This is a genomic window from Cypionkella sp., assembly GCF_036782355.1.
Lineage (GTDB): Bacteria > Pseudomonadota > Alphaproteobacteria > Rhodobacterales > Rhodobacteraceae > Cypionkella.
This window is the reverse complement of the sequence record NZ_DAIPZF010000025.1, coordinates 36,939-49,613: the sequence shown is the minus strand read 5'-3', so window position 1 is coordinate 49,613 and position 12,675 is coordinate 36,939. Positions and strand designations below refer to the sequence as shown.

Below are 12,675 nucleotides of genomic sequence, written 5' to 3'. Positions count from 1 at the left end.
CTCTCACAGCACCATTTAGCCAAAGCGCCTCAGGTCGCAGCCTAGCTAAACATCCTTAAATATGCACTTCTTTCAACCCAAATCAGCTCAGGCGTCGATTTGTGTGGACCAAAAACATCCCTTATACCTTTACCCGTGGCGGTTACTTTTACCCTTCGCGTCCTATGCCATCAGACTTGCTGCACCATGACAGCTGCCCCAGAATCGCGCAAAGGCTCACGACCAAATCGCAACAATCAGCGAAAACACGCGCTTTGGTTGCATCTGCAAAACTGGATAAACCTTGGTCACAATTGCACTTCGCACATGGCACTGTCTATGGCCCTGAAGCCGCCCTGCAAAGTGACAGCTCCTGTGTTGAGCCTAACGCTTTCATCTTGGCATAAATATCCTCGGGGGTGAGGCGAAGCCGAGGGGGCGGAAAGCCCCCTCCCCGCGCCCTAGCCCCAAACCCCGGCATGCACGGCGGCCGCCTCTTCCTCCAGCATCGGCCCAATCACCTCGACCTGTCGCTGCCCTGCGGCAAAGACCACGCGGCAGGGCAGATCCAGCGTCGGGTTTTCTGGATGATTGCCGGTAATCTCTTTCAGCGCATGTTCACTCAGCCCGTAAACCACCCGCTTTAACCCGGTCCAATAGATCGCCCCCGCGCACATCGCACAGGGCTCGGCCGAGGTATACATCGTGCACTCGCGCAAAACCTCTATCGGCAGGCTGGTCGAGGCGCGGGTCATCAGCACCCGCTCGGCATGGCCCGTCATATCGTGATCGGGCATAAAAGCATTGTGCTGGGTCATCAAAACCCTGCCATCCGGCCCGACCAAAATCGCGGCAAAGGGATGCACGCCGCTTTCGCGCGCCGCAAGACTTTCGGCAATGGCAAGCCGCAACAGCGCGGTGTGGTCAAGCTCGGGGGCAGCAGGCATGGCGCGTCCTTTTTATATCTTGTGATCCCAGCATGCGCTGAATCGGGCAAATTTCAAGCCGCAAGCCAGTGGCCCTGCGCTGATTCCAGCTTTACAATCCGCCTAAATTTTCAGCCGCTGCGCCAAAGCGTACGCGCAATCGGTTAGGCGCTTGCCTCATTCGCGCGGGGTCACAAGGGTATTTTGTGAAAAATTAAACATTAAAAACAGATATCTACACAAAAACCGCAAGCCACCGTCCTGCAAGCCGACCCCATTATAAACCTGAATTTCTTATCGCTAACGCGTTGCATCTCTTGCTGAAAAAACAGAATTCAGCTTAGGTGTTGCTGATCGAAGCGCTATTTTCCGGCATTGCTTGAAACAGCTTCGCTTGAAATCGAGAACCAAAACCCGACCCATGGGGCTAGCACTGATGCAGCAGCCAGACTGCAAAGCCAAAGGACGAACTATGACAGCTGCCCCTTCGTCTGCCATTCCGCCCCATTCCGATCACCTGCGCCTGTCCTTAAACGGCATCACCAAGCGCTTTCCAGGGGTTCTGGCAAACGATCAAGTCAGCTTTTCGGTGCGTCCGGGCGAGATCCATGCGCTTTTGGGAGAAAATGGCGCAGGCAAATCGACGCTGGTCAAGATGATCTACGGCATCCAGCAGCCCGACGCGGGCGAGATCTGCTGGAACGGCGCGCCGCTGGTCATTGCCAACCCCAAAGCCGCGCGCAAGCTGGGCATCGGCATGGTGTTCCAACATTTCTCGCTGTTCGAGGCGATGACGGTGCTGGAAAACATCGCGCTTGGCATGGATGCCTCGATCCCTGCGCGCGATCTTGAGGCGAAAATTCTGGCGGTGATGGCGCAATACGGGCTGAAACTGGAACCACATCGCATCGTCTCGACGCTATCGGTGGGCGAGCGTCAGCGCATCGAGATTGTGCGGGCATTGCTGCTGAACCCCAATCTGTTGATCATGGACGAGCCGACCTCGGTGCTGACCCCGCAAGAGGTGGATCAGCTGTTTGTGGTGCTGCGCCAATTGGCCTCGGAAGGCTGTTCGATCCTTTATATCAGCCACAAGCTGCATGAGATCAAAGCGCTTTGCGACACTGCCACCATTCTGCGCGGCGGCAAATTGGTCGCCACCTGCAACCCTGCGGTGGAAACCTCGCGCTCGATGGCCGAGATGATGATCGGTGGCAGCCTAAAAGACATCCAGCGCGGCGCGGGGCGGCAGATGGGAGCTGCGAAATTCGTGGTGCAGGATCTTTGCCTGCCCAAAGACGGGCCCTTTGGCACCGTGCTGAAAAACATCAGCTTTTCAGTGCGCGCGGGTGAGATTTTCGGCATTGCCGGCGTGGCAGGCAATGGCCAAAACCCGCTTTTGCTGGCGCTTTCGGGCGAGGCGGTAACGTCAGCCCCTGCGATCACGCTGGACGGTGTGCACATCGGCGCAACCTCGGCCAAGACCCGGCGGTTGTCGGGGCTGGCCTCGGTACCAGAAGAGCGCAACGGCCATGCCGCCGTGCCCGAGTTTACGCTTTCGGAAAACACTTTGCTGACTGCGCGCGACCGTTTGGGCATGGTCTCGAACGGCATGATCAACGCCCAAGCCGCAAAAACCTATGCGGGCGAGGTGATCAGCGCCTTTGCGGTCAAGGCCACCGGCCCCGCAGCCTTTGCGGAATCGCTTTCGGGCGGCAATCTGCAAAAGTTCATCATGGGGCGCGAGATTTTGCAAAAACCCGCGGTTCTGGTGGTCAGCCAGCCGACTTGGGGCGTCGACGCCGGGGCGGCAAGCGCCATCCATCAGGCCTTGGTCGATCTGGCGGCCACGGGATCGGCCATCGTGGTGATCTCGCAGGATCTGGACGAGCTGTTGTCGCTTTGCGATACGCTGGCGGTGATCAACGAAGGCAGGCTTTCCGCACCGATGCCGGTGGCGGGGGCAAATATCGAAGAAATCGGCCTGTTGATGGGCGGTGTCCACGGCGACGCGCCCCCAAGCGCGCTGCCACAGGAGAGTGCCCATGCGCATTAAGCTTGAACGCCGCCCCACCCCCAGCCGGATGATGCTGATCGTCACGCCGATTGCCTCGGTGCTGGCAACGATGCTGATCGGCATGTTGGTGTTTGATCTGATGGGCATCGACGGCGCACGCGCGGTCAAGGATATTTTCCTGTCGCCGCTGCTGCTAAGTTATAAATGGCAGGATGTGGCGCTGAAAGCCGCTCCGCTGATCATCATCGCGCTGGGTCTTGCGGTCGGCAACCGCGCACAGGTCTGGAATATCGGCGCCGAAGGGCAATATGTGGTCGGCGCCCTTGCAGCCGCAGGCGTTGGCATCGCGGCGGGCACTGCGGGTGGGTTTTTTATCGTTTTGGCGATGGTGCTGACCGGCGTGGTGTTTGGCGCGCTTTACGCGCTGATCCCCGCCATCTTGAAAACCCGCTGGAACGTGAATGAAATCCTCTCAAGCCTGATGCTGACCTATATATCGTTGCAAATCCTAAGCTATTTGGTGGGCGGGCCGTGGAAAGACCCCAATGGGCGCAACTTTCCGGCCACGGCCCCGCTGACCGACAGCCAAAGCCTGCCGCTGCTGTTTACCGGCAGCACCGTGCATCTGGGCGTGGTGATTGCGCTGATCATGCCCTTTGTGTTTTGGCTGATGATGTCGCGGTCGGTCTTTGGCTATCAGGTGCGGGTGGTCGGATCAGCGCCGCAAGCCGCGCGCCATGGCGGCTTTGACGCCAAGCAAACCATCTGGATCGCGATGCTGATCGGCGGCGGCATGGCGGGTCTGGCAGGCGCGCTGGAATTCACCGGCGCCTCGCATGCCATCAACCTTGGGTTCCCCTCGGGCTATGGTTTTACCGCGATTATCGTGGCCTTTCTGGGCCGGTTGAACCCGATCGGCTGTCTGATTGCGGGCATCGTTTTGGCGGTGACCTATGTTGGCGGCCAAGTGGCGCAAACCACCGTGCATATTCCCAACGCCACGGCAGGCATTTTTCAGGCGATGATGCTGTTCTTCATCCTTGGCAGCGAGATTCTGGTGCGCTACCGCCCCCGGATTGTCACCACCGCCAAGCCCGCTGTGGCAGGAGAGTAAAATGACCCCTGAATTCATTGTTCTGGTCATCACCGGCATCGTAGGGCTGACAACGCCTATTCTTTTGGCAGGTCTGGGCGAGTTGGTGGTCGAGAAATCCGGCGTGCTGAACCTTGGCGTTGAGGGCATGATGCTGATGGGCGCACTTGCGGGCTTTGGCGTCACCGTGATGACCTTCAACCCTTGGCTTGGCCTGATCAGCGCCGCGTGCGCGGGCGCGGTTTTGGCGCTGCTGTTTGGGGTGATGGTGTTAAGCCTGAATTCGAACCAAGTCGCCACCGGCCTTGCGCTGACGATCTTTGGCATCGGGGTGTCCTCGCTGATTGGCAGCAAGATGTTTCAAGGCCGCATCACGCCGGTTTTTGGCTCGGTCTTCCCCAACAGCCTTGCTAAAGATCCGATTTTGCAGGTGTTTTTCGGATATTCACCGATTGTCTACTTTGCCCTGATCATGGTGCCGCTGGTGGCGTGGTTTTTGAAATCCACCCGCGCCGGGCTGATCCTGCGCGCGGTGGGGGAAAACGACCACTCCGCCCATTCCATCGGCTATTCGGTGATCGGTGTGCGCTACGCCGCCATCGCCTTTGGCGGCGCAATGGCGGGGATTGGCGGGGCCTATTTCACCATGGTGATCACCCCGATGTGGAGCAACGAGTTGACCGCAGGCCGTGGCTGGCTTGCACTGTCCTTGGTGGTCTTTGCCGGCTGGCGCACATGGCGGCTTTTAGCGGGTGCCTTCTTTTTCGGCATTCTGATGTCTTTAGAGCTTTATGCCAAAGGTGCCGGTTTTTCTTTCGTTCCGTCGCAATTTTGGGCAGCTATGCCTTTTCTTATGACCGTGGTTGCGCTTACGTTCATCTCGTCTCGGGGGAACGTTGGCGCCTCTGCGCCTGCTTGCCTTGGCAAGCCCTTTCTGCCGTAACAAAAAACCTCAACAGGAGACTTCGATGACTACGATTTCCCGTCGCACACTGATGAAAGGCGTTGGCGCTGCTGCCACCCTTTCAATGATCGGCACCGCCGCGCAGGCCGAAGACAAGGTGAAGGTTGGCTTCATCTTCCTTGGCCCGATTGGTGACTATGGCTGGACCTGGGCGCATAACAAAGGCCGCGAAGCGATTGAATCTGCGCTTGGCGACAAGGTTGAAACCGTCTACGTCGAAAACGTTGCAGAAGACGCCTCTGCGGTTCCGGTGCTGCGCGATCTGGCGCAACAGGGCTGCAAGCTGATCTTCACGACCTCTTACGGCTATATGGATCAGACCCTGCAAGTCGCAGGCGAATTCCCCGATGTGAAGTTCGAACATTGCACCGGCTTTAAGCGCGCAGACAACGTTTCGACCTATAACTCGAAATTCCATGAAGGCCGCGCCGTTCTGGGCACCATTGCTGGCAAAATGTCGGCTTCGGGCACCTTGGGCTATCTTGGTTCGTATAAAGTGCCAGAAGTGGTCTTGGGCGTGAACGCCTTTTGTCTGTCGGCACAAAAGCAAAACCCAGCCGCGACCGTGAAACTGGTGCTGATCGACAGCTGGTTTGACCCACCGAAAGAGGCTGCTGCCACCGAGACCCTGATCAACTTGGGCTGTGACATCGTCACCACCCACACTGACAGCCCCGGCCCGCTGCAAATCCTTGAGCAAAAGGGCCTGCATGGCTTTGGCCAAGGCGCTGACATGTCGGCTTTCGCGCCAAACGCGCATCTGACCGCGATCGAAGACATCTGGGGCCCACATTATGTCGCTCGCACCCAAGCTGTGCTGGACGGCACTTGGGAGTCGATCGACATGTGGGAAGGCATGAAAGAAGGCGGCGTTGTGATTGCCCCCTATAACCCGATCATCCCAGCAGATGTTGTGGCTTTGGCAGACGGCATTCAGGCTGGCTACAAAGACGGCACCTATGACATCTTTACCGGCCCGATCTTTGACCAAGACGGCGTCGAGCGGGTGAAGGAAGGCGAGATCATGACGCTTGAGCAATTGGCAACCATTGATTGGTTCGTCAAAGGCGTCGAATCCGCCGCGTAATCGCGCACACTTTCGGCAAAAAGGCCCGCTATCTGCGGGCCTTTTTTATGCGCTACCGCCGGTAAGGCGCGACCATCTCGGCATAAAGCTTTTCAGCCCTGCGCTGCCTGCGCGCGATCTTGTCGGTTTGCAGCATCAGATCCATCTGGGCGCGCACCGCTGCACCATAGCGCAAAATGCTGTCGTCGCGGGCCTCGGGCTGGTTGCGGCTTTGCCAATACGCATCGGTGTGGCGGGCATTTGCCTCGGTGGTTTGCGCCACAGCCCCACGCCCGCGCAAGCGCCGCTGCATAAAACTGTCCCAAGTCTTTAGCCCGTAATGATTATACTGCGCCAAACGGTGAGAGACCGCATGGATCTTGCCATTGCGCAACTGCTTCCACAGCGGCAGCTCTGGGTCGGTCTGGGTCTGGGTGCCATCCCCCCACAACACCCCAAGTGGCGCCTTTTCGCGCAGGTTCACCAGCGAGTGGTTATGAATTTCGCGAAACCGCGCCGGTGCCCGTGTGAGGGTTTTCAGCGCGATATTGGCCTCGTGCTTGATCGGCAGGCGCATCTGAAACCTTGGGCAAATCGGGCCTTTGCGCCAGTTCACCTCGGGCTCGGCTGCGAAAAACATGCCGTTCAGCGCGATAACATCGACCTCGGGCTCTGCACGCGCGGTCAGATCGCTGACTTGCCCCGCCCCCAGATGCACGTTCAGAAACTCATCCGCATCCAGCATCATCAGCCAATCTGCGCTGTCGACATCATGGCGCTTGCGGATCTTGGCATAGCCCGCGTGCTGCGGGATCTCGCCCGGTTTCACCTCATTGGGCACATGCGCGATAAATCCCGCATCGGCCAAGCCCGCAAGCAGGCGGTCGGTGCCATCGCTGCAATCATTTGACGCCACGATGATCTGATCAAACCCCAGCACCAGATGATGCGCCACCCATTCCAAAACGAAGGGGCCTTCGTTTTTCATGTTGGAAATCAACACATGGCGGGCGGGGAATGCGGTCACAGGCGGGCCTTTACTCTTGACCCTGCCATTGAAAACCAAGCCCGCGCAAAGTCAACAGCAGCCCGCGTGACAATGTCGCCCCGCCTTGCCATGATGCGCCAAAACCACGCGAGGCCCGCCATGATCCACCGTCTTGCCCTGCTGCAATGCCTCTCGCCCGCAGGCGAGGCTGAGGCCGCTTTTGCACTGCTTGCCCCTGCGCTCAACGCCGCTTCTGCCGCAGGCGCGCAGATGTTGGTTGCCCCCGAAGCCCTACTTCCGGGCTATAACAGCCCAAGGATTGCAGAGCTTGCGCAAGCCCAAGGCGGCGCGTGGCAGCAGCGGCTGGCGCAGATTTGCCGCAAGGCAGGCTGCGGCCTGACGCTTGGCTACGGCGAGCGCGCGGGCGATGATGTCTATAACGCAGCGCTTTGCCTTGATGCGCAGGGGCAGGTTTTGGCCAACTACCGCAAAATTCAGCTTTATGGCGCGCGCGAGGCCGGGCTTTACCGCGCCGGTGACAGCTATTGCGTCTTTGACTTTATGGGCGAGAAAGCCGCGCTGCTGATCTGCTATGACGTTGAATTTGCACCCCATATCGCAGCACTTGCGGCGCGCGGCGTCAGCACGATCTTTGTGCCGACCGCCAATATGCTGCCCTTTACCCATGTTGCTGCGGCCACCGTGCCCGCCATGGCCGCAAATCACGGCGTGACGATTGTTTACGCCAATTTCTGCGGCAGCGAAGGCGATCTGACCTATGCCGGCGGCTCGGTGATCGCGGGGCCTCATGGCGAGGTTTTGGCGCAAGCAGGGCAAACCGCCAGCCTGCTGATCGCCGATATCCCGCCGCGCGACCCGGCACGGCTGACCAGCCAAAGCCGTGATTACCGCCCGATCAGCGGCTAAAGCCGGGCTTGCGGCTCCAGGCCAGCGCATCGCCGATCATCAAGGGCAGGGTCGAGCGTTCGGGCCGCCAGCCCAGTTCTTCGCGCGCGCGCGCCGACCCCGAGACCAGCGCCGCCGCATCCCCCGCCCGCCGCGCGCCAAGCGTCATCGGCACCTCGCGGTTGGTCACAGCGCGGCTGGCATCCACGACTTGGCGCACCGAAAACCCGTGCCCGGTGCCAAGGTTAAAGGCGCGATTGCCCCGCCCCGCCAGCAACCATTGCAATCCTTTGACATGGGCGTCAGCCAGGTCGCTGACATGCACATAATCGCGCACGCAGGTGCCATCTGGCGTTGGATAATCCTGCCCAAAGATCGTCAGCGCCGGTCTGCGCCCGTCAATCGCATCCAGCATCAGCGGAATAAGATGGGTTTCGGGGCGGTGCTGTTCGCCCACCTCGGCTTCGGGGTCGGCACCTGCGACGTTGAAATAGCGAAAGATCACATGGTTCAACCCATGCGCTGGCCCGAAATTCTTTACAATCTCTTCAATCGCCTTTTTCGACGCCCCATAGGCGTTGATCGGATATTGCGGGGTATCCTCGTTCAACAGCACGCCGTCCTGATCGCCGTAGGTGGCGCAAGTGCTTGAAAACACAAAGTTCAAACAGCCGGCACGCACCGCTGCCTCAACCAAGTTCAGCGAGCCGTTGACGTTCACCCGCCAGTAGCGGCCCGGATCGCTCATCGATTCGCCCACCAGTGACAGCGCTGCAAAATGCAGCACCGCGATGGGTTTGTATTGCGCAAAGGCCGCGTCCAGTGCGGCTGGATCCATCAGATCGCCCTGAAACAGCGGGCCAAATTTCACCGCCTCGGCCCAGCCGGTGCTAAGGTTGTCAAAGGCCACCGGCGTGAACCCTGCCCGCGCCAAGGCCTTACAGGCATGCGCGCCAATATAGCCCGCCCCGCCTGTCACCAAAACATGCTGCGTCATCGCCACTCCTTCAGGCCGCAGACTGCTTAGCGACCAACGGCAGTATAAATTTCAAAGCCCGCGGCTTTGGCCTCGTCTTCGGAATAGATATTGCGCAGATCGGCCATGCGCGGCAGCTGCATCTTCTTGGCCAATTTCTCCAGATCCATTGCGCGGAACTCGTTCCACTCGGTCAAAAGAACAACCAAATCAGCACCTTGCGCCGCCTGATAGGGGGTTTCGACCCATTTCACCCCCGGCAAAAGCGCCTCACCCTCGCGCTGGCCTTGCGGGTCGCAGACGCGCAGTTTGGCCCCGCCCCCGACCAGCGCGGGCACGATTGTCAGCGATGGCGCGTCGCGCATATCGTCGGTATTGGGTTTGAACGTAACCCCCAGCACAGCGATGGTCTTGCCGTTAAACGATCCGTCACACAGATCTTCCAGCTTGGCGATCATCCGCCGCTTGATCTCTTCGTTGACCTTGATCACGGTTTCGGTGATCTGCATCGGCACCGCATATTCTTGCCCTATCCGCGCCAAAGCCTTGGTATCCTTGGGAAAACAGCTGCCGCCATAGCCCGGGCCCGCGTGCAAAAACTTATTGCCGATGCGGCCGTCCATCCCCATGCCCTTGGAGACATCCTTGATATCGGCACCAACCTTTTCGCATAGCGCCGCGATCTCGTTGATAAAGGTGATCTTGGTCGCCAAAAACGCATTGGCGGCGTATTTGATCATCTCGGCGCTTTCAAGGCCGGTGTAAACCACTGGAAACTCGCGCAAAAACAGTGGGCGATAGACATCGGCCATCACCTTGCGGGCCTTTTCGGTCTCGACCCCGACAACAACGCGGTCAGGCCGCATAAAATCGTCGATAGCAGCGCCTTCGCGCAGAAATTCTGGGTTCGAGGCCACATCGAAATCGGCCGCCGGATTGGCCGCGCGCGCGGCCTCGGCCACCTTGCGGTTGGTGCCCACAGGCACGGTTGATTTGGTGACGATCACCGCATAGCCGGTCAGCGCACGGCCTATTTCTTCAGCCGCAGCCATGACATAGGTCAGATCGGCATGGCCATCGCCGCGCCGTGTCGGCGTGCCCACCGCGATGAAGACCGCATCCGCACCTGCCACGGCCTCGGCCAAATCAAGGGTGAAAGACAACCGGCCTGCGGCGACGTTCTTGGCCATCAGCACATCCAGCCCGGGCTCGAAAATCGGCACCTCGCCTGCCTTCAGCCGATCAATCTTGCGCGGATCTTTATCGACGCAGATCACCTCATGCCCGAAATCCGAAAAACACACGCCCGAGACCAAGCCCACATAGCCTGTTCCAATCATCGCAATTTTCATGAAGCAACACCTAAATCTGTTTGTACCTGTCTAGAAACTCTGGGCTAGGCTGTCAAACCCCATGCCCCGCGCGGCCGGCGCGCGCAGCCTCCGTTGCATCGCGCCATGACACCCAAGAAATCGCCGCGATAATCATCGCGCCGCCCAGCAGCACAAATCCGTCCACCGCCTCGTGAAACACCAAAGCGCCCAGAAGGCTGGCCCAGACCAGCTGCAAAAACGTCACCGGCTGCGTCACCGCAATTGGGGCCGCCTTGAACGCCCGCGTCATGCAGTAATGCCCCGAGGTGGCCCCAAGCGCCACCAGTGCCAGCCAACCCAGCTGCGCCCCCGTCACCGGCACCCAAACCCACCACGCCAAGGGCGCAAGCCCCGCCGTCACCGTCAGCGACAAAACCGCCACCACCTGCGAGGCCGAGACCAAGCCGCTAAGGCGTTTGGCAAAAAGATAGCTGCCACAAAAGCAGATCGAGGCCGCGATTTGCGAGAAATGCCCCAGCGTCAGCACCTGCACCCCCGGCCGCAGCACCACCAGCGCTCCCAGAAGCGCCACGCCCACCGCCAGCAGTTTGCGCAAAGGCAGCGCCTCGCCGAAAAACGCGGCACTGGCCAAGATCATCAGCACCGGATTGAGATAACCAATCGCGGTGACCTGCGCGACGGGGATGCGCACCATGGCATAAAACCAAAACAACACTGCCGCCGAATGCATCAGCCCGCGCCAACCAAACAGCCGCAAGGCCTGCGCCGGCAGCTTTGTGCGAAACAGCTTTGGCAGCACCGGCAGCAGGAACATAACCCCAAAGGCAAAACGCAAAAACGCCGATTGCGCCACTGGCAGATCGGTGCCCAAATAACGCACCACGCCATTGACGGTTACAAAAGACAGGCCCGAAAGGACCATCCAGAAAATGCCCTCACGCGGGCGGCCAAGGTCGGTAAAGCGTTCCATCGCCGCACCAAACGCCGCTTATCCGCCAAAGGCAAGCCCCACTGCAATGGCCCACATCGTGGCCCCGACGATCAGCTCTAACACCACCCAAGCGCGCGGGTTTTCAAACACGGGTGCCAGCAGCCGCGCGCCAAAACCAAGCGACAGAAAAAACACAAAACTGCCCAGCGCCGCGCCCAAACCAAAGCTCAGCCGGTGCGGATCATATTGCGCCGCAATCGAGCCCAGCAGCACGACCGTATCAAGATAAACATGCGGATTGGCCCAAGTCAGCACCAGCACCGTCATCAAAACCGCGCGCAGGCTGGCAGCCTCGCCGCCCTGCGGACGCAGCGCCTCGCCACCGGCAAAGGCCGCGCGAAACCGCATCGCGCCATAGGCCAGCAAAAACGCCACGCCGCCCCAGCGCATCGCCTCGCCCAGCCAAGGCAGCGCCGTCGAGGCCGCGCCAAAACCCGCCACCCCTGCCGCAATCAAGATTGCATCCGATCCAGCGCAGGCCAGCACCACCGCCAGCACATGCTCGCGCCGGATGCCTTGGCGCAGCACAAAAGCATTCTGCGCCCCAATCGCCAAGATCAGGCTGAGCGAGACCAAAAATCCGTGCAGTGCAGCATCAAACATCGCAGTCCCCCCAATATCCCTCAGACATGACAAAGGCGGGGCAGCCCCCGCCTGCGTCGTCAGATCCCCTAGCCCGATTATTCGAGCTGGGCGGCGACCTCTTCGCTCATGTCAAAGTTATGGGTGACGGCTTGCACGTCGTCATCTTCTTCCAACATGTCGATCAGCTTCATCAGCTTTTGCGCGGTTTCCAGATCAACCTCGGTCAGAACCTGCGGCTTCCAGATCAGCTTGGATTCGGTCGACTCGCCCAGCGCTTTTTCCAAAGCGTCCGAGACATCGTTCAACGCATCCATCGCGCAATAGATCCAATGGCCCTCGTCATCGGATTCGACATCATCGGCCCCCGCATCCAGCGCTGCCATCATCACATCATCGGCAGAGCCTGCCGAGGCGGGATAGGTGATCTCGCCCACACGGTCAAAGCCGTGGCTGACCGAGCCGGTCTGCCCAAGATTGCCGCCAGATTTGGTGAAATAGCTGCGCACGTTCGAGGCAGTGCGGTTCAGGTTGTCGGTCATCGCCTCGACGATAATCGCGATGCCATTGGCGCCGTAGCCTTCATAGCGGATCTCGGTGTAATCCGCGCCATCGCCCAGTTGCGATTTCTTGATCGCGCGATCAATCACATCTTTCGGCATCGACACGGCTTTCGCCGCCTTCACCGCAAGACGCAAACGCGGGTTCATATCTACGTCGGGCATGCCCATTTTCGCAGCGACGGTGATTTCCTTCGCCAGCTTTGAAAACATCTTTGACCGTAGTTTATCCTGCTTGCCCTTACGGTGCTGGATATTCGCCCATTTTGAATGGCCTGCCATGACCTTAAACT

The 12,675-nt window shown here is 59.5% G+C and carries 13 protein-coding genes; 6 read left to right on the top strand and 7 right to left on the bottom strand.

The genetic code is table 11. The annotated features are described in order from the left end of the window. The first annotated feature begins 101 nt into the window (after window positions 1-101). Window positions 102-386, top strand: coding sequence for a DUF6538 domain-containing protein (locus tag V7Q10_RS15630; protein WP_442885860.1), 285 nt, complete (start codon window positions 102-104; stop codon window positions 384-386). Between the two features lie 54 nt (window positions 387-440). Here V7Q10_RS15630 and V7Q10_RS10935 read toward each other — a convergent pair whose 3' ends face one another. After that, the gene (locus V7Q10_RS10935; protein WP_333869130.1) at window positions 441-926 is read right to left on the bottom strand and encodes a nucleoside deaminase; all 486 of its coding nucleotides are present in this window, start codon (window positions 924-926) and stop codon (window positions 441-443) included. A gap of 451 nt (window positions 927-1,377) precedes the next feature. On the opposite strand from V7Q10_RS10935, the gene V7Q10_RS10930 reads away from it, so the two are divergent. From V7Q10_RS10930 to V7Q10_RS10915, 4 genes are read left to right on the top strand one after another with little or no spacing between them, the layout of a single operon-like run. After that, a complete protein-coding gene (locus V7Q10_RS10930; RefSeq protein WP_333869129.1) occupies window positions 1,378-2,961 on the top strand; it encodes an ABC transporter ATP-binding protein in 1,584 nt (527 codons plus the stop codon). Continuing rightward, a complete protein-coding gene (locus V7Q10_RS10925; protein WP_333869128.1) occupies window positions 2,951-4,036 on the top strand; it encodes an ABC transporter permease in 1,086 nt (361 codons plus the stop codon). The genes V7Q10_RS10930 and V7Q10_RS10925 overlap by 11 nt, the downstream gene beginning before the upstream one ends. Window position 4,037: 1 nt before the next feature. Then, complete coding sequence (locus V7Q10_RS10920) at window positions 4,038-4,958, top strand: ABC transporter permease (RefSeq protein WP_333869127.1); 921 nt, start codon at window positions 4,038-4,040, stop codon at window positions 4,956-4,958. A gap of 25 nt (window positions 4,959-4,983) precedes the next feature. Beyond that, the gene (locus tag V7Q10_RS10915; protein WP_333869126.1) at window positions 4,984-6,066 is read left to right on the top strand and encodes a BMP family ABC transporter substrate-binding protein; all 1,083 of its coding nucleotides are present in this window, start codon (window positions 4,984-4,986) and stop codon (window positions 6,064-6,066) included. 52 nt (window positions 6,067-6,118) lie between these two features. Here V7Q10_RS10915 and V7Q10_RS10910 read toward each other — a convergent pair whose 3' ends face one another. Next, entirely contained in the window at window positions 6,119-7,072 is a 954-nt protein-coding gene (locus tag V7Q10_RS10910) for a glycosyltransferase family 2 protein (protein ID WP_333869125.1), read from the bottom strand. Between the two features lie 120 nt (window positions 7,073-7,192). On the opposite strand from V7Q10_RS10910, the gene V7Q10_RS10905 reads away from it, so the two are divergent. Continuing rightward, window positions 7,193-7,960 (top strand): nitrilase-related carbon-nitrogen hydrolase, encoded by a 768-nt coding sequence (locus tag V7Q10_RS10905; protein ID WP_333869124.1) that lies wholly within the window; start codon window positions 7,193-7,195, stop codon window positions 7,958-7,960. Here the strand turns inward: V7Q10_RS10905 and galE are convergent. The 5 genes from galE to V7Q10_RS10880 all read right to left on the bottom strand — a co-directional run bounded on the left by galE (window position 7,950) and on the right by V7Q10_RS10880 (window position 12,664). Next, window positions 7,950-8,936: a UDP-glucose 4-epimerase GalE gene (gene galE / locus V7Q10_RS10900; protein WP_333869123.1), complete on the bottom strand. Its 987-nt coding sequence runs from the start codon at window positions 8,934-8,936 to the stop codon at window positions 7,950-7,952. The genes V7Q10_RS10905 and galE overlap by 11 nt on opposite strands. Window positions 8,937-8,962: 26 nt before the next feature. After that, a complete protein-coding gene (locus V7Q10_RS10895; RefSeq protein ID WP_333869122.1) occupies window positions 8,963-10,267 on the bottom strand; it encodes a UDP-glucose dehydrogenase family protein in 1,305 nt (434 codons plus the stop codon). A 52-nt stretch (window positions 10,268-10,319) separates the two neighbouring features. Next, the gene (locus tag V7Q10_RS10890; RefSeq protein WP_333869121.1) at window positions 10,320-11,219 is read right to left on the bottom strand and encodes a DMT family transporter; all 900 of its coding nucleotides are present in this window, start codon (window positions 11,217-11,219) and stop codon (window positions 10,320-10,322) included. Between the two features lie 18 nt (window positions 11,220-11,237). Then, window positions 11,238-11,843: a LysE/ArgO family amino acid transporter gene (locus V7Q10_RS10885; protein ID WP_333869120.1), complete on the bottom strand. Its 606-nt coding sequence runs from the start codon at window positions 11,841-11,843 to the stop codon at window positions 11,238-11,240. A 77-nt stretch (window positions 11,844-11,920) separates the two neighbouring features. Continuing rightward, window positions 11,921-12,664, bottom strand: coding sequence for a YebC/PmpR family DNA-binding transcriptional regulator (locus V7Q10_RS10880; RefSeq protein WP_333869119.1), 744 nt, complete (start codon window positions 12,662-12,664; stop codon window positions 11,921-11,923). Window positions 12,665-12,675 lie beyond the last annotated feature (11 nt).

What these genes read in the sequence shown, in the direction of transcription:
- V7Q10_RS10935 (WP_333869130.1), bottom strand. Translation starts at nt 926, where the DNA reads ATGCCTGCTGCCCCCGAGCTTGACCACACCGCGCTGTTGCGGCTTGCC.
- V7Q10_RS10930 (WP_333869129.1), top strand. Translation starts at nt 1,378, where the DNA reads ATGACAGCTGCCCCTTCGTCTGCCATTCCGCCCCATTCCGATCACCTG.
- V7Q10_RS10925 (WP_333869128.1), top strand. Translation starts at nt 2,951, where the DNA reads ATGCGCATTAAGCTTGAACGCCGCCCCACCCCCAGCCGGATGATGCTG.
- V7Q10_RS10920 (WP_333869127.1), top strand. Translation starts at nt 4,038, where the DNA reads ATGACCCCTGAATTCATTGTTCTGGTCATCACCGGCATCGTAGGGCTG.
- V7Q10_RS10915 (WP_333869126.1), top strand. Translation starts at nt 4,984, where the DNA reads ATGACTACGATTTCCCGTCGCACACTGATGAAAGGCGTTGGCGCTGCT.
- V7Q10_RS10905 (WP_333869124.1), top strand. Translation starts at nt 7,193, where the DNA reads ATGATCCACCGTCTTGCCCTGCTGCAATGCCTCTCGCCCGCAGGCGAG.
- galE (WP_333869123.1), bottom strand. Translation starts at nt 8,936, where the DNA reads ATGACGCAGCATGTTTTGGTGACAGGCGGGGCGGGCTATATTGGCGCG.
- V7Q10_RS10895 (WP_333869122.1), bottom strand. Translation starts at nt 10,267, where the DNA reads ATGAAAATTGCGATGATTGGAACAGGCTATGTGGGCTTGGTCTCGGGC.
- V7Q10_RS10890 (WP_333869121.1), bottom strand. Translation starts at nt 11,219, where the DNA reads ATGGAACGCTTTACCGACCTTGGCCGCCCGCGTGAGGGCATTTTCTGG.
- V7Q10_RS10885 (WP_333869120.1), bottom strand. Translation starts at nt 11,843, where the DNA reads ATGTTTGATGCTGCACTGCACGGATTTTTGGTCTCGCTCAGCCTGATC.
- V7Q10_RS10880 (WP_333869119.1), bottom strand. Translation starts at nt 12,664, where the DNA reads ATGGCAGGCCATTCAAAATGGGCGAATATCCAGCACCGTAAGGGCAAG.